Genomic DNA, 19,959 nt, shown 5'->3' on the forward strand with positions numbered 1-19,959 from the left:
CCAGAAAAAGGGTATGTCCTGCTGCTGGCGGTTAAAGCGGGAAAGTGGCTGATACACGATATCTCTTGCGATCGCTCTGAAACTTACCACCCCATTCAGGCGCAACTGATAAGCGGTTTTATGTTCACCCGGCGTTTTTTCTCTGGCGGACTGGCGCGGGAGTTTAATTTACGCTGGTTTGCTCAGGCATTTGCTCGCTACAAAAGACTGGTGGCTGAGGTAATGCTCGCCTCGTTTTTTATTCAGATACTGGCGCTGATTCTTCCCTTATTTTTTCAGATCGTCGTGGATAAGGTATTAGCACACCAAAGTGTGTCGACGTTGGATGTGCTGGCGCTGGGGATGATTTGTGTCACGCTGGCGGATGTGGTGCTGGATGGGTTGCGTAACTACCAGTTGGCACATACCTCGCAGCGTATTGATGCCACGTTGAGTTCGCTGCTTTATCGTCACCTGTTGTCGCTCCCTTTAGGATGGTTTCGTGGGCGTCAGACCGGGGTGACCGTCGCACGGGTGCATGAACTCAAAACGGTACGGGAGTTCTTGACCGACAGTGCAATGACGCTAGGCTTGGATCTGTTATTCACGGTCGTCTTTTTTGTGGTTATGGCGACGTATAGCCTGTCTTTGACCGTTATCGTTCTGATATCCCTGCTGCCTTATCTTGTGTTGTCGGCTGTCATTACACGACCACTACGGAATCGATTAGAGGATCAGTTTCGTCAGGGGGCGAAAAATCAGGCTTTTCTGGTTGAGAGCATTACGGCCATTGAACCCGTCAAGGCCATGTCCGTTGAGCATCACCTGACGCGTCGCTGGGATGAACAGACGGCGGCGTTTGTCAGCAGTTGCTTTAAAACCGGCAATTTGAGCAATATCGCGAATCAGATATCGCGTTTTATCAGCAGAATCACCAGCGTGGTTATTTTGTGGTATGGCTCTCGGTTGGTGATTGACGGGGGAATGACGGTTGGTGGGCTTATTGCCTTTAATCTGTTTGCCGGACACGTTACCGGCCCCATCTTACGCCTGGTACAACTGTGGCAAGATGTGCAGCAGGTCTCTATTTCCGTTAAACGCCTGGGAGACATTCTGAATGTCCCGCCAGAGCAACAGCAGCAAAGTGGCGTAACGCTTGCGGAAATACAGGGGGCCGTGCGTTTTGTCGATATCCGATTTTCCTACCGCATTGATGCGCCTCCGGTATTGGATGGTCTCAACTTATCGGTGCAGGCAGGGGAAATTATTGGCATTGTTGGTCGCTCAGGTTCGGGTAAAAGCACCCTGGCGCGGCTGATACAGCGCCTTTATCTCCCCTTGTCTGGGCAGATCTTTATTGATGACATCGACATTGCTCATACCGATCCCTATTGGCTGCGGCGACGTGTCAGTGTGGTATTGAGGAGACTCAGCTTTTTTCTGGCACCGTGCGCGACAACATTGCGTTAGCGTTGCCGAACTCGCCGATTGAGCAGGTTATTGCAGCGGCCACGCTGGCAGGCGCGCATGAGTTTATCAGCACGCTACCGCTGGGGTATGACACCCCGGTCGGTGAGCAAGGCAACCTGTTTTCCGGTGGGCAAAAACAGCGTATCGGTATTGCGCGAGCGCTTATCACTCAACCCAAAATATTAATCTTCGATGAGGCCACCAGTGCACTGGATTATGAATCCGAACGTGTGATTCAGAATAATATGGCCGAAATATGCCGTGGCAAAACGGTATTTATTATCGCGCATCGGTTATCGGCGGTGCGTCGTGCCGATCGCATTGTTGCCATGGCATCAGGCAAGGTAAGCGAGCAAGGTTCGCATGACGAGCTTCTGGCTTTGGGGGGGCTGTATGCCCGACTTTATGCCTTGCAGCAGGGAGATGCATGATGAAAGCGTGCTATCGTGAATTTCTTCCTGCGGTCATTGAAATCCAGGAGACGCCGCCCTCTCCCGTAGGCAGGGCAATATTATGGGTGATTATGGTTTCGCTGGTGCTTGCCGTGGCGTGGGCAGCGCTCGGAAAGGTCGATATAGTGGCCGTAACTCATGGCAAGGTGGCGGTGAGGGAACTGTCTCGGCCTGTCAACACGGCGGTTACCGCCGAAATTGCCAGCGTGTTGGTTCGGGACGGTATGGCCGTTAAGCAAGGACAAGCGCTCATTAAACTGAATAGTCAGCAGTTGGATGAGCGTGCCGAAGAACTGCGACTGAGACAGAAGCTAAACCGTTTTCATCTTGTGCGCCTCGATATACTGAGTCGGTATTACAGCGGACAACGGTGGTCCAACGTATTTCCCGATCGCTACCGGCGTGAAGATGCTCTGTTAGCCGATCAGCTCGCTGCGCTGCTGATGACCGAGGTAGAAAATGAACGGTACGAGAAAGCGGTATATCAAAGCAAAAAAGCGGTATTACACGCGCAAACCATGGGCCATCAATCTCGTAAACGGCTGGCTGAAGAGCAGTTGATGGTTTTTAAAGAACAATATCAAGCGATTGAGAGCTTGTACCATAAAAAGATAGCCAGTCGCGACAGTTTACTAGAGCTTAAAAAGCACTATCTGGCGGCACATCATGCTGTCGATGGTGTAACAGCAAACCTGGAGGAAAGCCGCCGTAGCTTGGCACAGTTGGAACAGGAACAACACAGCGCAGGGGCGGAAAAAATCAATGCTATAGCCCAGAATATCGCAGAGCGTGAACATGAAAATCACCTGTTGGCGAGCCAACTTAAGCAGGTTAATGCCCAAATAGCCCAGTATACTTTGCGCTCACCCGTAGAGGGTATCGTTGACTCGCTGGCCTTCCGCGATGCGGGAGGCGCTGTCGAGCCGCCACAGGAACTGCTCAAGATTGTCCCCGTTGATAGCGAACTGGTCGCTGAAGTGATGATCAAAAACCAGGATGTGGGTTTTTTGCGGGTAGGGCAAACGGTGACGGTAAAAATCAACACCTTTGATTTTACTCGCTACGGCTGGGTAGATGGCACGCTACAACAGATCTCTGCCGATGCCATAGAGGATAAAGAACTCGGGCTGGTCTATCGCGCAGTTATTGCTCTAAAGAACAGGACGTTGCGCGTAGGATCTGATGAATGGCAACTGGAACCCGGTATGCAGGTAACGGCGGAAATCAAAACCGGTAAAAGGACATTCCTTAGCTATCTCACCAGCCCGGCAATGGAAGCGCTGAACGATGTGGGCAAGCAGCGATAAACTATGCCATTAACTGTCCATAGCGTCATTGGTCAGAGTGCGTTATTTCGGTTTTCGCGAGCGTGCCTTTGATTGCGCAATGGCCTCCGGGGTTAACAACTGCTCCCGCTCGTGCCATACCTGAGCAAACATATCCGTTAGCACCGGATCGAACTTGAGCCTTTTGAGCTGGTAGCCGATGCCAAGCGCGGTTACGCAGGTTTCTTCGTCCAGCGGTGTCTTGTGTACCAAAAAAGTCTCGATAAATTTTTTACCGCGCAGCGCCATAGCCGGATCTTTTTCCGGTGGGAGCTTGTTGTTACAGGGCGTTTGTTGACAGATACGCGTTGCCGTTCCCTTCAGTTTGGTATTCTTAAAAATGTCGTCGACCGCAGTGACCGCGATACCCATCGCCTGATAGCGGCCCTGATAGCCTTCTTTAACCGCACTCTGGTATACGCTTTTCAAACAAGGGTGTTTCCTGGTGGTGTGAAACAGGGACCGCTCACGTTGTGTTGTCAGCAGAGTGAGCAGGCTGTTTTCCACCTTTTTCATCAGATGCAGCGTTATTTTCTTCGGCCCTAGCTCTTTCCTGCAAGGTTCCGATGCAATGCGAGGGCTGAGGTCCGGGGGCTTGTAGAGCATGATAATCATGTCATCTTCCTTGTTGTTCGTGATTAGCGCTCAGTATGCGCTATAGCCACTTGTTTTCTTGCTGAAAACGTTCCATGTGGCACTGATGCTGACGGGGAATATCACGCGCTACACTGTTTTTTCTTATAGTGGGGGGGGCCACATAATGATTTAAAAGGAGAGCTCACGAATCAATACTGCCGATGCGAGTTTCCAGCCGCGCACCAACAGGCTTTGCGCCTCGCCCTCCATCACCGCCGTACCGCGTAGCACTTGCCCCGGAGCATGAAAATCCGGTGGCAGCCGTAGCAGGACGCGATATACCGCCTGTTCCGGGTGGAGTTTACGCTGCCCGTCACTCAGGGTGGCGATAGCTCCGCCGTAGAGGGAGGCCAACTCCGGTACGTTGTTCAGATCGCGTGCGGCAGTGCTGTCAATATCGGCGATGGTGACGGGCATCGCCCCGTGGTTAACATCCTGAGCGTAAAACCTACCGGGATCGCCGATGCGCAAGCGCTGCCACTCTTTTTCAGAAACGAAAGCCTCTACCAGCCCACCGACAGGCTGAGTGACGACGGCCAGCCATTCACCTTGTCCAAGCCACTCACCTTCAGAGAGCGGTGTTGCCATATCTGCCACTACGCCATCCATCGGGGCGCGCACCGTTAACTGTTCGGATTGGCGTAACAGCACCTGCAAACGCTGTTGTGCGGCATCCCGTTCTTGCTTGACGCGCAGGTGATCGCTAGCAGCCTCCTTGTTGAATAACTGGAATGTGCTTTGCCACTCCAACGTGGCGATTTGTCGCTCCAACTGCTGCCGCTCATGGGCTAGCGGTTCCGACGAGAGCTGAAACAGCACTTGCCCGGCCTGTACCGGTTGACCTACCTTTACCGCGATACTGGCGAGCATAGCGGGTAACGGCGTGTAGAGGCTGCTTTGCTGTTCTGCTCGCAGCAAAGCGGGGGCGTAAACGCTTCGTTGCCAGGGCAACAGCAGGAGAAGCAGCACCAGGACACTGAGCGTCAGGGTGGTTATCATATTGCGATTCATACGGTAGTCCTTGCGGCGTTGGCTCCACGCACGCAGCTCATTGACGATGGGCATCACCACGAAAACCCCGATCTCCACGGCAAACAGCAGCATGCCCAATAGCTTAAAGGCCATGTGATAGACCAGAATCGCGATACCGGTAAACAGAAACAGGCGATAAACCCATACGGTAAAGGCATAGCCGACCAACGTGCGCTGCAACCAGCGGGGAAAGATCTCTGGCGGTGCATCCCCAAGACCAAACAGCCATTCGCGCATCTGCCAGCGGCCCATGGCAAAGCCGCGTTGTTGCAGGTTGGGCACCTGCAAAGCATCCGACAGTAAAAAGTAACCGTCGAACCGCATCAGCGGGCTTAAGTTGACCGCCAGCGTCATAATCCAAGTGGTGGTGGCCAGCATAAAGGCAGCGCTGCGCAGCATGCCATCCGGTAGGAAGCTCCAGGCCAAGGTGGCCCAGGCGGCTAACGCCAGTTCGGTCAGCATACCGGCGGCACCGATGGTGATGCGTTGACGCCGTCGCGTCAGTTTACACGACCCGGAGGTATCGGTGTAGAGCATCGGCATCATTACCAGAAATGCCACACCCATGGTAGCGACGCGCGCGCCAAAATGCTTACAGGCGTAGGCATGGCCGAACTCATGCAGGATCTTGGTAACGCACAGCGTGAGCCCGGCCAGCGCGGCACCTTCCAGCGTGAAAAAATGCAGAAACGTGTGGGTGAAGGTGTCCCATTGCCGTCCGGCGAGGAACAGCCCCAACACGCCAGCCAGCAACGTCAGCGTTAAGAATGAGCGGCGATAAAACAGCGAGACCCAGGGCAACGTGGCGCTAAGAAAACGGTCTGGGTGCCACAGTGGAATACGGAAAAAAAGATAACTTTTCAATAGCATGCGCCACAGTGATACGCGTGAGCGCTGTACCTGCTGAGAAAATTGCGCCAGTGCCTTGTCGCCGCTGACGCGCGTCAGGCTGTTGGTTTGCAGAAAATGGTTGAAGTAGTGCACATCGCTTTCATCCAGCGCCAGCGTCGACGCCTGTTGGATATCTGTAATAATGCGTGCGGCGTCACCCAGTGACCAGCGAGACAGCATCGCCATCTCCGGCCAACCGATACGAAAATAGAGGCCGCGTAGCGGATCTTCCAGCGTCCAACTGGGGGAACCATCGCGATTCGCTGGACCTTTATGCAAAATCAGCTCATCCCGTAACGGGCTGAGTGCCGAAGCAGAAGGGGAGCCCGGCAGCATCAGACCCCCAGCCAGACGCGTAGCGTCGCCAGCGGTTTACGCAGCAGGTAAGCGACCAGCAGCGTGCGTTTACCGTACAGCTTGGCGGTGCCTTTTAGCCCGACGCGCCGTTGTACATCGTCCTCGGTAAAGCGGGCACGCAGGCGGTAGGCCATTACGTTATCCGGCGTGAGTGCCGCACGATAACCTATTTGTGTCAGTTGTGCTTCTTGAGCGGCATTGGGGGCGACATTCAGGAATAGCCGCACATCTGCGCCGGTTTCCAGCGCAATCGCATCCGCAGCGGGCAGTTGGATCTCCAATTCCACGTCTTTCGGATCGGCGACCATCATGATCCGCTCTCCGACCGCTACGGAACGGCCAATCCATTCACTGGCATCGTCAAACACTGCCACGCCATCGCGCGGTGAGGTCAACTGCATACGCTCCAGTTGGCGCTGGAGAAAGTCTCGCTCGCTTTGCGCCTGCTCGCGGCGGCTTTGCAGAACCGCCAGACTGGCCTTGCTGTTGGCATCAAACAGCGCCTGTTGTTGCGCTTGACGATACTGGGCGTCGGCGGTGGCAAACGTCTGGCGTGCGGCTTCCAGGCGGTTTTCTAGCTCGCGTGCATCCAGCCGTGCCAGGGGCTGATTGGCGCGGATTGGCTGATTGGGGCGCACCAGAATATCGTCTACCACGCCAGCAACAGGCGCACGCACCATTACTGGTTGATGCGCCACAATCTCTGCCGGGGCCAGCACCGATTGGCGCACCGGGATCAGCATGATTAATGCCAGTGTCGCCGCGCTAAACAGCACGATGCGGCGTTTTTTCGGGTGCGTTGGCGTGGGACGGCGCTGTTTATGCAAGCTGGACCAGGCGTGGGCGTAAGGTTCTGCCAGCGTGTCCAGCAACAGGATCTCCGGGGCCAGCCACGGCGTTTCGCGTGCCAGAATCAGCGTCAGGGTGGTTTCACCCTGAGCCGATCGTAATGGCAGCCACAACAAGTGTTCGGGCAGATGCTCATGCCACAGCGCCTGATCATCCGCCGGCAGGTCTTGATAACGTAGCGTGCCGCTCTGGTGCTGTTCTGCCTGCCACTGGCGGCACCACCGGCTGAAGGTGCTGCAAAACGGCGCATTGTGATCGAGTGATGCCAATCCCGAGACCGCCTGTAACCGTTGCTGGTCATGGCTCCACAACAGTGCCTGACGGTATTTCACCAGCGAATGGGTTTCATTGACGATGAAAAACGCCAATTCATCCGCGGTTTCACGCGCACGCGCGCGCCGTTGTAGTTGCAGCAATTCGGACAGTAGCCTGAGCTGCGGGTCTTGCTCAGTATGCCCCGTCGACGTGTCGCTCGGACTCATCATGGCGTGATGCCGTCTGGCGGCGCTATTTGCGCGACACCGCTCATGCCGGGCAGTAAACCTGCGCTTGGCTGGGCCAGGCGACCAAATACTTTCACTGACTGACTCACCGGTTCCACCGATGAGGAGATACGACTAATTTCTGCCGGGTAAGTTAACCCGGTTTCATCCAGCGTTACCTGAAATGGACTGCCTTGTTTGAGCCACACTAACCAGCGAGAAGGCACGATCATCTCCAACTCAAAGGCGCTATCGTCATAGATAGCCAGCAGTTCTTTACCTTCCGGCACGGACTCCCAGCGTTTGACCTTGGTTTCGGTGACGCGCCCAGAGAAGGGCGCTTTGATGGCACAACGTTGCAACATCGCGCGATTCACGCCGCTTTCCGCCTGTGCCATGGTGACAGTGGAGCGCGCCTGATCCACCTCTGACAGACTGATGGCGTTGAGCTTGTCGAGGCGGTCGGCGATAGCCAGCTTTTTACGCGCGGCGTTTTCCGCCGCGCTGGAGTAGTTCAATTTCTCACGCAGCACCGTGCAGTCGAAGGTCAGCAGGGTATCTCCCTGCTTAAAGTGTTCACCTTCTTTCACGGTGATATCAGTGATTTTACCGGCAATTTCGCTCGATAATACGCTATAGCGCTGTGCGCTGAGCTGAACGCGAATGTCCCCTTGCGCGGCCTGCCCCCACAGGGGCAGAACCAGCGTGCTTGCCAGCAGCAGCGGTCGCATCATGCTGCTCATCATTACCGTGTGCCTCCCGCCTGAAGGGATTGCAGGTTATCCCACATGTCGGTGTTGACCACACGATACGGTTTGGCTGTGGCTGATGCTGTTATGGGAGCCGGAGTGATCACCGTGGCTGCGGTTGGCAAAGAGGCTGGGTGGGGCGCGACGACAGGTGCCACGGGCGCAGCCGTTGCCAGCGACAGGCGCGGCACGGCGACCCCGCCTTTTTCCAGCGTCCCCGTGGTGCGGGCGATGCTGTTGCTCAATGCGGCCAGGCTGACATCATTGACGTTATCCGGCAGCACGTCCAGCCCCGCGGCTTGGTAGACCGCGCCCAGCGCATTTTGTACGTCAGCAAAGCTGCGATCGCGTGCGCGCGTGGTGAGAATGGTTTCGGTGCTGACCCGCACCTGCTCCATCTGCGTTTCGGCCCGGTGCTGTACGCTCAGTGCCGTCTGATTCAGGATACCGCGCTGGATGCGCGCCAGTTCCTGATAGCGACCAAACATGCGTGTGCTCTGTTGGTATTCCTGCCAGGCCACGTTCACCTGCGTCAGTACGGCCATACGCAATGCCTGACGGCGTACTTCGGCCAGACCTTCATTGGCTTCAGCGGCACGTTTTACTGACGACCAGGACAACACGTTAAGCAGATTGCCGCTGACCTGAACCCCAGCGCTGGCCCATTGCTGATTCACCAGATAGCTGTTGCTGTCACTGTTCACACCGGCAAACAGTGAAACGCCCGGCAGCAGACGCAGCAGCGATTTGCGGGTTTCCAGCACGCTGTTTCGTGCCAGATAGCCCTCTTCGCGGACCTCGGGGCGTTTTACCATGGAGAAGTTTTCCAGATCGTCGAGTGAATAGGCGATCTTCGGTGCCACCAGACTGCTTTCACTCGGCACCACCACGTCAAACTTGCTGGATGGCGGCAGGTTCATCAGCGCAGCCAGACGCGATTTCGCCACCACCAAATCGCTGTCGACAATCTCTAGCTGGCGCACCATCTCCAGCATGTTTTTCTGGAAGCGCAGCGCTTCCACCGGGGCCAGCAACCGTTGTTGTTCGGTCTGGCGCGCATAGTCTAGCGTCTGACGGGCCTGCGTCAGCGCGGTGGTGACTTCCGGTTGTAAACGCTGGGCGGTGGCGGCTTCCCAGTAGGCGGTGCGCACCTGCCGGGTGATATCTGCCACCACGCGACGGCGGCGCTCTTCTGCTGCCAGCGATTTGTTGGCCTGCACCTTGGCGTTAAAGTAGCTGATACCGAAATCCAACACGTTCCAGCTTAACGAGAGATCGGCGGTGCGCGTGGTTTGATCCTGACTGGTGGAGGGTTCCAGCGATTCCCGTCCGCTGGAGATCGATTTGCTGCTGGACGCCGCAACGCTGTCGCGGGTTTGCATCCCGGCACGGGCCGTCAGTTTAGGCAGCAGCATATCCAGATTCTGGACGCCAAGCAGGTTATCTTCCATGGCCTGTTCCAGCAGCGCAACGCGCTGTTGCAGGTTGTATTTCAACGCACGCGCAATGGCTTCTTCCAGCGTAATGGTGCCTCGCACCGGCTCCTGATTGGCGAACATCTGCGTTCTGTCGCTCAGGGCTTGTGTCACCTGCTGCTCGGTGGTGATCGGTTCTGGTTTGACGGCGCAGCCCGCCAGCCCGATACAGGCAAGGGCGACGGCGATACGCAGTGCTTTGGTGCCAGAAAGCCGTTGCGGCACGGCAGTGACAGACTGATGGTGGTGGTGCTGGCTATCCCAGAAAGTGGCTGTGTGCTGATTCACCGGGTTATTCCCTCTTGTAATGGGTTTATTCGCTGTCGGTTGTGGGCTGAACGGCTCGCAACCGACTGAACGTATGGTTAAATGCTGCAATATGTCCCGCACCTGTCACGCGCGCAGACGGCTCAATTCACTCAGTGCGGCCAGCAGGGCATCCTGCTCGGCACGCGGTGCGTTAAGCTGCTCGCTAAACGCGGTTTTTCCCGTGGGCAATGCGATTTCAATGCGGCTATCCTGCACGCTTTCGTTCGTTAACGGCGGCAGGTCGGTGGAAGCACCGAGATCCGTTGGCTGGCTTGCCGATGCCTCGTGTCCGGTTTGCAACGTGACGGGTATCGTGCGCCGCGCACCGTCGGCTGCCTGCGCGCTGAGCGCCAACTGGATCTGGTTTACCTGCACCGCGTCAGGGTCGGTGATGCGTAGCTGACCGCTGCGGGCATCAAACTGAATCCAAGCGGGTAGAGGGCGACCATTGGCGAGCTGTAACGACAGTGCTACGCCGTTATCACGCGCACTGAACAGGCGTGACGGCAGGGTAAACACCAGTGCGCCAGCGCTGTCGCGCTGCAACGACCCTTGTAGGCTGCTGTAGGCCGATTCCAATGACGTGGTTTGACTGGGAATGCGCTGGAACAGCGATGAATCCGTCACTTGTCCCGGCGAGCTGTCATGCTGAACCGCGTTGCCCCGCGCGGCAAAATTCACCGTTTCCAGCGGCGGGAGTAGCGTTTGCATCACGGGATCGAGCACCCAGGGCGCGGCGGTGCGTTCTGCTACCGAGTGAGAGGGTGCTGCCGAAAATTGCGCCGGTAATTGAGCGTGTGCCGCTGTCGGTGAAGGTGTTTGAGACAGTGCCGCTACGATCGCGCTTAAGGGCTGTTCCTGCTCTTGCTCATTCAACGCATCAGGCACGCTTACTGATGAGGTGGTCAGGATCACCGGTGCCGGCGCTGTGCTATCTGGCGTTTCCGGTTGCGGCTCCACAGGGGCTTGCGCGACGATTACGTTGAGCGTGTGGGTGGCTTGTGCGTTGCCATCGCTGGCGGTGAGGGTCACGGTAAACTCACCGGACGCTGTCGGTGTACCTGAAATCGTACGGGTTTGCGCATCAAAGCTCAGCCCGTCCGGCAAGCCGCTGGAACTCCAGGTTAGCGTGTCGTTATCGGCATCGGTAAACAGGTTTTCCGGCAACGTGTAGTGATACGAACTGCCCGCTTGCAGTGCGCCCAGATTCAATCCGGCTTGGTCGTTGTACTCCGGTGCACTGTTGTCCGGTTCGATATCGGGTGCTTGCGCTACCGTCACCTCGACCGTGTGGGTGGCTTGTGCGTTGCCATCGCTGGCGGTGAGGGTCACGGTAAACTGACCGGACGCTGTCGGTGTACCTGAAATCGTACGGGTTTGCGCATCAAAGCTCAGCCCGTCCGGCAAGCCGCTGGCGCTCCAGGTTAGCGTGTCGTTATCGGCATCGGTAAACAGGTTTTCCGGCAACGTGTAGCGATACGGACTGCCCGCTTGCAGTGCGCCCAGGTTCAATCCGGCGTTATCGTTGTAGACGGGGGCACTGTTTTCGGGGACATCACTGCCTTTGAAGGTGATGACGGTTTTTTCGCTGAATTCTGTCTTAAGATCCTGCCGCCAGTCCCCTTCCTCATAAACCGTCAGGCCCATCGTGCGGCTACCCGTAGCGTCCGCAGCGCTGTGGCTGTAGGTGATACCATCGATCAACTGCGCAGTGCTGGCTCCATCACGGGCAACATACAGCGTCACGGTAGCAACGCCGTTGCTGACACTGACGCGGTATTCCATTCCGCTTTCACCCACAAAAGCCTGATAGTCGATAGTCTTGTCGATCAAGATGTCTCCACCTGCTACATGCAGCACATCGCCGACACTGACGGGGGACACAGAAATTTCAAGCCGATGGATTTTTTGGCCAGCTTCAATAGTGTATATGACCGTGTTCTTGAACAGCGTGACCGCATCGTTGCCCGGTACGTAGGTCGCGTTCACGGGCTCTGTGCTGACCACTGCCGGATCGTTAATGCCGACGAGATTTACCACGGTGGTGAACTCCGCAGTATGATCTTGCCCGTCATTGAAATGGATAATGAAAGTGGCCTCAGTGCCCGCAGCCGTCGGGTCATTACTGGTGGATTGGTAAGTAATGGCTCGCAGCACCTGCTGTGCTTCCGCTTGTGTGACGTCTGCCAGGAAAGTGAGGGTCAGTTTACCATTGGCATCGGTCGTGGCATTGGCGATAGCCTTGTCACCCTGCGAGATCGTGCCATTCTCTGCCAGGGTCAGACCGCTGTCAGTGGAAAGTCCTAACCGATCGCCTGCCTGCGCGCCACCGGTGCGTTCAATCGTCAGCGTGGCGCCTTGATAGCTGTTTTGATCGTTGACCGGGGCAGACAAGGTGCCACCGGGGATCAGAGCGACAGCATCGCCTTTTTCCGTAAAGGTTTCGCTGCTGGGAATGAGATCGAGAACAATGATCCCTTCCGGTGTACCGTAATTCAGGCTTCCCGTGAGGTACAACTGCTTGCCGTCGGCACTGAATGACGCGTAGCGCACCTCGTTTAACGTTGTGCCATTGTAGTTGGCAAAGTCACCAAAACCCTCCACCGCCTGACGCTGTGTCAGGCTGCCATCGGCGGCGCGTGCATAGAGAATGACGCCGTAGGTGTTGTAATTCTCGCTGCGACCCAGTTCGCCGGTGATCACCACGGAGGTGCCATCGGGGGAGACCAGCACCTGTTTGACACTGGTGGCATCGTCGCCAATCGGTAAGGTAGATGTTGCGGTGAGCGTGCCATCTTGTTCCACCGCAAAGATATGCAGCGAGGTGTTGTTATCCACAACATACAGCGATTTCCCGTCGGGTGAAACCGTGATGGCAGACGCGTAGTAACCCTCTTCACTGGCCGTCGATCCGGCGATAGCTTGTTGATAGGTCAACGTGCCGTCATCGCTCACGCTGAATCGACTTACCACCGTATCGCCGCCGGATGTCGCGACATACAGCGTTTTGCCATCCGGTGACAGGGTTAAGGCGTTGGCACCGTCGAGTTGTATGCCATCGTCTCCCGCATCGTTGAGCGTAGCGCTGAGCGTTAAGGTATCCTCGCTGCGGGTAAACACCAGCAGGCTGTCGCCACTGGTGACGTAGACGTTATCGCCCAGCGCCAACACATCGCGCACCATGCCGAGATCGCCACCAACGGTACCCATTTCATGCAGATCGCTGGCATCGAACAGAGCGATATTATCCGCACCAATGACATACAGGCTGTTGCCATCGCTGGAAACGCGGACTTGTGCCGCGCCCGTCAAGCCGGTGATGTTAGTGCTTTTGGTCATGTAGAGCGTGCCGTCGGTATCACGCTCGACCAGATACAGAACGTTGGACTCAACGTCCTGTCCGGTGCCTGTTGTTTCGTCATAAACCCAATCGCTGTGTGTGCGAACCAGGTAAATTTTATCCCCCACCACCGTGATGCCCTGAACGCCGGTAAAGATCGAATTGCCTTGATCATCTTTCACATCGAACAGACTGTCATAATCGAGTGCGCCGGTTTCGGCCCCCAGATGTGGCGTCAAACGTGTGTCGAGCACGGCAACGGTGCTGTGGATATCGAGTGTGGTGGTATTGTCTTCGGCATCAACCAGTTGTGTCAGCGTGACGGTGACAGCGCCCACGGTGACATCGCTGCTGGTAACCTGATATTGGAGCGTGTCGATCAGGGTATTTACTGCATCTGTCGTGTTGTTGCCACCCTTCAGCGCGAGGGTGATGGTAGTGGTACCATCGTTGACCGTTACCTTATAGTGATGGCCTTGCGCGGTCTCTCCCTCGCTGCTGGTCAACGAGAGGGACGTGCCATCAATCACCAGTGTTTCATGGGGGCCGGAACGGTTGATGGTGAAGGTCAGTTCAGAGAGCGCGGCGCCTGCGTTGCCAAGCCGCACATCCACATTATCGAACAGGTCGATCGCCGCCGGCAGACCGCTGGTAGAGATGATGGCGGTGGTCTGCTTACCTTCTGCACTTAGCGTGGGTTCAACCGGTGGGGCGGTTAGCAGCAGCGCCACGGTAGTTGTGGCAGATTTGCCGCCGCTATCGCGCACGGCGATGCTCAAATCAACCCGCGCGGGCGCTTCGGTGCCAGTGTTAAGGTAGGTGACCTGCTGCAATACCTGATTGGCGGTGGCGTTGTCCACATTAGCGCTAAAGGTGATGGTCAGTACGCCATCCTGCGTCGCGAAGGTAGCAATGGTTGTCTTGCCCTTCATGATGGTGCCGTTTTCCAGACGCAATCCGGAACCATTGTTAAAGCCGAACTGATCGTCTGCCGAGGCACCGCTGGCGCGATTCAGGGTCAGCGTCGTGCCTTTGTAATCCGTGATTTGATCGGCATCGACATCGGAGAAGTGTAATCCCTCAGCGAAGCGCGTTGAGCCATTGGTGGTGTAAGTCGCATGCGGCAATGCCGCCGCGATCGCCAACCCGGTTCCGCCGGAACTGCGTCCGCTGTAGAGATTGAGCCCATCGGCACTGACCGCAATGTGGTTGGTGCGCGATCCGGTATTGAGGGCGCTGACATACGTTAGCGCCCCGGTAACCGCATCGCGACTGAACACCAGTACGGAGCCGCCGTTCATGCCTGCATAAAGTGCTGTGCCGTCTTGAGAGATAACCAGTTCGCGCACGGAAAGCGCATTGCTGGGGGTGTAACCCTTGTTATAGAGATCCAGCGTGCCGACATAGGTCAAACTGCCATCGCTGGTGTTGCGGCTGAAAATAGACAGCGTGGCCTGCTGCCCGGAGCCGACATAAACAAAATTACCGTCGGGGGAGAGGGTAATGTCTTGCAGATTGGCTAAATAGCGATTATCGCTGGGGCGCGCGGCGTTGTTTGGGTCGGCGCTAATGCTGGCATCATTGATCAGGCCGACGTAAGTCAGTTCGCCGGTTTGCGTATCGCGAGAAAACACGGTGATCATGCTGTTGCTGCTGTTGGCAACGTAAACCGATTTGCCATCGTTCGAGATAACCATACCGCTTGGTGCATTCATGCCGAGCGCTGCGGAACCCCCTTGATACTCCCCTAAATAGGTGAGGGCACCGGTATTCGGATCGCGAGAGAATTGGGCCAACACCGATTTGCCGGTCGTGCCATCCACCGTCGTCAGGCCATTAATGGTATAGAGCGATGTACCATCCGCTGAAATCACGATGTCGGTGATCTGTGCATCCAGCCCTGTTGCACCGTCCACCCCTTGGGTGGCGACGATGCCTGCGTAGGTGTATTGACCCGTGGTGGCATCGTAGGTGAAGCGCACCAGTGAGTAGGTTGTCGTATCGCCACTGTGCCCGGCGACGTACAAATCGCTGCCATGCATCGTCATCGTGGTGATACCACTGAGGCCGTTGGCTTCGATCGCTGTGGTATCCGGGTTGTCGCTCTCACCCTGAATAAAGGTTTGCACCAGGGTTAATTCACCGGTGGTGCTGTCACGGCTATAGATACGCAGGGTACTGTTACCGCCCGCATTGGCGCCGTCGCTGCCGCTGACCAACAGCGTTTTACCATCCGCCGACACGGTGATCGCGGTGACATATTCACCGTATCCGCTCAGCGTACCGTTGTTGTAGTAGAGCGTAGCATCGGGGTTGGTGATGCTGTTTTGCCAGCCAGGTGCATTATTGATGGCTAACGTGATGGTGGCTGCGATCGCCAGATCGCCCGTGTCGTTACCTTCACCTTCGGTGCCACCGTTATCGCGCAGGCTGGTCAGCGTGATGGTGCGCGTCCCCGTGGTGGCCTGTTCGGTGTCATTGACGTAAGCAATACCGTTGACCAGTGTTTGTGCCGCAGCGGCGGTTACGCCTGCTTCATGGCTGATCGTCAGTGTGCCGGTTTCGTAGCTACGGGTGTAAGTGTAGTGATAGTCACCGGCCTGACCGCTGCTGTCGCTCGCCAGATCGATGCGTGTGCCAGCGATGACAATAAATTCATTTGCAGCGTTGTCTACGCCCTCAATGGTCAGCGTCAGTTCGATAATTGACTGGCCTATCTCACCGGCACTGATCGTGGTGTTGCTAAACGGGTTAACCACCGTGCCGTGGGTATCATAGGTCTTGTTACCAATGGGGATGGCATCGAGCGTTGGGGCGGTGTTGTTGGTGATCAGCACATCCAATGTAACTGTTTGGCTGTCTGCTTTGCCATCATTGGCGCGCAGGGCCAGTTTCACCAGCGTGCCATTGGTGTCGGTACCGGTGTTGCTGTAGGTGATCTGATGCAATACCGCGTTGGCATCGGCCTTACTGGCACCCGCCAGGAAGGTCAGGGTCAGGGTGCCTGCGCTTTGGCTGAAGGTGGCGATAGCGGTATCGCCTTTCATCACTTTCCCGTCGATCAGTTGCAGGTCACTGCCTTGCGCAAGGCCGAACTGGTCGTCGGCTTGGGCCTCGGTGGCGCGCGAAAGCGTTAATGTGGTGCCGTTATAATCCCCATTGCCGTCTGCCAGACGGTCATTGTTGGCATCAGACAGCGTCAAGCCGTGCGCCAGCGTAATTTCGCCACCGCGCAACAGCGTTTGGATGGGCTAATAGCGGCTGATGCCGTTGCCAGAAACCAGAATGGAGTTGCCATCAGCGGAGACGGCGATATCACCGCCGTTGGTGGTGCCGGTACTGCTGCCGGTGAGCGTCAGGCTGCCATTTTCGCCCACGGCGTAAATATTCACCGTGCCGGTTGTGGTCGCGGCGTAAAGCTGGGTGCCATCGCTGCTCAGAGTCAGGCTGCCAATGTTGCCGCTGGTGACGGTGTTGATCAGGGCCAGCTTGTTGTCGCTGCCCAGTTGGTAAACGGCGATATTGGCGCTGGTCGGGTCGCCGACGTACAGCAGCTTGCCACCGTTGGCGGTGGTCAGCGCGTAGTCGACGGCGCTTTGCCCTGTTTTAGTGAGAATCAGGTCATCGATCAGCGTCAATGTGCCCGTCGTTGCATTACGCTGATACACCTTGATCTCGTGGGGAGCGATGAACGAAGCGCCGCTGTGGATCACGTAGACATAGTCACCGGAGGTGGCAATCATACCGTTACGGTGGGCATCCAGTTTCTGCACCTGAGTCAATGCTCCGTCGGCATCGCGGTTGTAGACATACACCTCACGCCCGGAATTGCTGCTGGCGTCGACATAGACTTGCTTGCCGTCATCCGAAATCGCCAGCCCGCCGGTTGAGCCGCCGCCCTCCATCTTGGTGGTGCTGACATACGTCAGCGTGCCGTCGTTAACGCTCAGTTGAATCAGGTTACCGTTACCGGCAATGGTGTAGACCGATTTGCCATCGGCACTGACCACCAGATGGTTTACGGTGCCGAGGTCTTCAACTACCAGACTCTGTTGCTGGGTTAAACGCCCGGTGCTGTCAACCGCGAAAACGGTGAGGGTGTTATCGGAGCCGGCGGCATAAACGTGGCTGCCATCTGCGGAGTAGGCAATTTCCGTCGCTTTCGCCAGTGTGCCTGCGGTAAAGGCCTCCGCTTCCTGTAATATGCTGCCGGAAAGCGCGGGTGGCACGTTAACCTTGTTGTCTACCGTTACGGTGGCGTGAATGTCTAGTGTAGCGGTCGCATCCTGATCGCTCAGATTTTTAAGCGTAACGGTGACATCACCACTTGCCACGGTGCTGTCCAGCGGTTTATAGGCAATGCCGTCGATCAGCGTGGCAACATCAGCGGGTTGATAAGCCTCTGACGAGGCAATACTCAGCGTGATGGTGGTGGTGTCACCGCTGACGGTGACCTTATAACTGTAGCCGTTGTTGAGGGTGGCTTCGGTTCCGGTGGTGGTGGGTTTCAGGGCAATTTCACTGCCATCGATCATCAGCACTTGATTGGCACCGGTGCGATCGACGGTGATCACTAACTCGCTCAATTCCTTGCCGCTGCTATCCGCACCGGTGTCAGTGGACACGGTCACCTTACTGAACAGATCCACGGCGGCAAAGCCGGTTTCTCCCTCGTTGATGGTTACCGTACCGTGGGTGGGCGTGGCATCCACCCCCGGCGCGCTGTCGGTCGGTGCGATAACCTGAGCCGCGACGGCATCAGCGGTGGCGACGGCAGCGGCGTCGAACATCATGCGCGGTTCCAACACCCATGCCTGACGGGGTGGGCGCGCAGGTGTATTACCGGCTTTGGAACGGGAAAATGTCATGGTGTCGTGTCCTGTAGTTAAAGTGCCAAAATTAACGTGCCAACGTTGAGGATGAATCACATCATTTCTTGTAACGTCAGATGGTTATTCAATCAGGCGCACATAGCCGCCTTCCGTTTCGATCTGGCCGGCGATACGTTCCAGACGCGCTGCCAGCGGGTCTTCCGCTGCACCAAACCCTCGACCGTCGATAAAACTCATGCGTTTATCGCCTTCGGTGCAGATCAGCAACCCAGGTGTGGCAATGTCATCAAACAGATTCTGACCGTAGTTATCGGGGTCCCCCGGCCGGACACCGACAAAATAGAATTTGATATTGCGTGCGCGAAAGCTGGTACACTGGTCCTCAAAGCGGCGCCTTGCGAACTCACGTGAGCCGTCGCTGCCCGTTTCCCCGGCGAATTGGCCGGGATTGAAGTTGTAGCTGTCGGTGTCGAACTGGCCGTGCCCGCCCGTGCCTTCCGGATCGGAATAGGTGTCCGCCAGCATGATCACCACTTTCTGGCCTTCACCGCTGCCGTCGACATTGAAGTCCAGCGGCAGTTTTGCGTCGCCCCAGCCTTCGCTGCCGCGCATGTTGGGTGACAACGCCGCCCCCGCCCATGACATCGCAATGGCGTAGTTGACGTTAAAACGGATCGAGAACTGATCGACGCGTTCGTCCACCTTGTTCAGATCGTTGGTGAGCGGCAACAGGGCGGCGTTGGGGCAACCTTTATCCGCGACCATCCAGCGGGTGTCGTTAACCCCTGTGGCTTGACCAAAGAAAGGATTGGGGCCAACCCATGAGATGGGTTCTGCGCCGGGGCTACCGTTTTGTGGCAAGTCGGCGCGGTAATACACCCTGAATTGCGCCACCGGAGGTTCATCCCAGAAGAAATTCTCTTCTTCTCCCAGCCCGCGATACATGCACAACAGATTGGCGCGTCTATCGGGAATACGGCGATCGGCCAGGCTGGCGTAACCGGTACGAAACAGCGAGCTCAGCTCTATCGGGTTCAGCGCTCCTGGCCTTGCCCAACGGCGAATACGGTTGGCATCCTGTGCGTCGTAGACATTCACCGCCTGGCTGAACGGCACCAACGAGATCCACAGGTTGTCACGTTTGCCGTCTGCGCTGTCCAACATACGCTTGGCAAAATCCTTACTCAGCCGCTTGAGCGCAGCAAGATCGCGCGCGCTCATACCGTTAATAACGGGCAGCACCATCGCAATTTCCGTCGGGCGATTGATCACTTCTGCCGTGGAGTAAACCGTCTGTTTTCGGGCACCCAGTTTTAACAGGCTGGGCTGGGTGTTGAAGCTGGCTTCGACGGTATAGGTTTTGCGCGTGTTGTTTTTACGCCCTTCCGTGACGGTGACGTCTTCACGGGTGAGTTTGTTATCGAGGGCGTTATTCAACCCGAGGTTATTTTTGACGTATTGATAGGCCAGCTCTTTAATCTGTTCTGGGTCATACTCGTCGCCGTTGAGCGTAGCCTGATGCGCGACAGCCAGTGCCGCGGCGTCCGTTGCGCGTTTGATCTGTGTGGCATCGCCAGTGGCGGTTGAGGTATCGACAATGAAGGCGGCGCTGACCAGCAGTGCCATGGTGCCGAGCACGTAGAACGCTGTGCCAGCGCCGGTTTCCTGATGCATAAAAGCGGACAGTGCGGTGCGCCAAAAGGGGCACATGCGACGGCTGTATTTTTTTAGTTCACTGTTTTTAATCGCTTTTTTCATCGTTTGTTATCCTGATTGACCAA

The 19,959-nt window shown here is 56.6% G+C and carries 9 protein-coding genes and 1 pseudogene; 2 read left to right on the forward strand and 8 right to left on the reverse strand.

The genetic code is table 11. From position 1 onward, the window contains the following. Positions 1-222: 222 nt before the first annotated feature. Both K6K13_RS03865 and K6K13_RS03870 read left to right on the forward strand, forming a co-directional pair. Positions 223-1,880 (forward strand): annotated as a pseudogene (locus K6K13_RS03865) (type I secretion system permease/ATPase). After that, on the forward strand, positions 1,877-3,208 hold the full coding sequence (locus tag K6K13_RS03870) for an HlyD family type I secretion periplasmic adaptor subunit (RefSeq protein WP_222159616.1): 1,332 nt from the start codon (positions 1,877-1,879) through the stop codon (positions 3,206-3,208). The pseudogene K6K13_RS03865 and the gene K6K13_RS03870 overlap by 4 nt, the downstream one beginning before the upstream one ends. Before the next feature lie 42 nt (positions 3,209-3,250). On the opposite strand, the gene K6K13_RS03875 is transcribed toward K6K13_RS03870, so the two are convergent. From K6K13_RS03875 to K6K13_RS03910, 8 genes are all read right to left on the reverse strand, one after another. Beyond that, the gene (locus tag K6K13_RS03875; RefSeq protein ID WP_222159617.1) at positions 3,251-3,841 is read right to left on the reverse strand and encodes a hypothetical protein; all 591 of its coding nucleotides are present in this window, start codon (positions 3,839-3,841) and stop codon (positions 3,251-3,253) included. Positions 3,842-3,991: 150 nt separating this feature from the next. Then, a complete protein-coding gene (locus K6K13_RS03880; protein ID WP_222159618.1) occupies positions 3,992-6,121 on the reverse strand; it encodes an HlyD family efflux transporter periplasmic adaptor subunit in 2,130 nt (709 codons plus the stop codon). Next, positions 6,121-7,473, reverse strand: coding sequence for an efflux RND transporter periplasmic adaptor subunit (locus tag K6K13_RS03885; protein WP_222160955.1), 1,353 nt, complete (start codon positions 7,471-7,473; stop codon positions 6,121-6,123). Before K6K13_RS03885 ends, K6K13_RS03880 begins: the two co-directional genes overlap by 1 nt. Beyond that, on the reverse strand, positions 7,473-8,219 hold the full coding sequence (locus tag K6K13_RS03890; protein ID WP_222159619.1) for an efflux RND transporter periplasmic adaptor subunit: 747 nt from the start codon (positions 8,217-8,219) through the stop codon (positions 7,473-7,475). Before K6K13_RS03890 ends, K6K13_RS03885 begins: the two co-directional genes overlap by 1 nt. Then, positions 8,219-9,985, reverse strand: a complete 1,767-nt coding sequence (locus tag K6K13_RS03895; RefSeq protein WP_222159620.1) for a TolC family protein — start codon at positions 9,983-9,985, stop codon at positions 8,219-8,221. Before K6K13_RS03895 ends, K6K13_RS03890 begins: the two co-directional genes overlap by 1 nt. A 105-nt stretch (positions 9,986-10,090) precedes the next feature. Further along, positions 10,091-16,582 (reverse strand): beta-propeller fold lactonase family protein, encoded by a 6,492-nt coding sequence (locus tag K6K13_RS03900; protein WP_222159621.1) that lies wholly within the window; start codon positions 16,580-16,582, stop codon positions 10,091-10,093. Between the two features lie 15 nt (positions 16,583-16,597). Further along, positions 16,598-18,214, reverse strand: coding sequence for a lactonase family protein (locus tag K6K13_RS03905; protein WP_222159622.1), 1,617 nt, complete (start codon positions 18,212-18,214; stop codon positions 16,598-16,600). Positions 18,215-18,298: 84 nt separating this feature from the next. Continuing rightward, the gene (locus K6K13_RS03910; RefSeq protein ID WP_222159623.1) at positions 18,299-19,936 is read right to left on the reverse strand and encodes a pilus assembly protein TadG-related protein; all 1,638 of its coding nucleotides are present in this window, start codon (positions 19,934-19,936) and stop codon (positions 18,299-18,301) included. Between the last annotated feature and the right edge of the window lie 23 nt (positions 19,937-19,959).

It is taken from the genome of Symbiopectobacterium purcellii (assembly GCF_019797845.1).
Taxonomy (GTDB): Bacteria; Pseudomonadota; Gammaproteobacteria; order Enterobacterales; family Enterobacteriaceae; genus Symbiopectobacterium; species Symbiopectobacterium purcellii.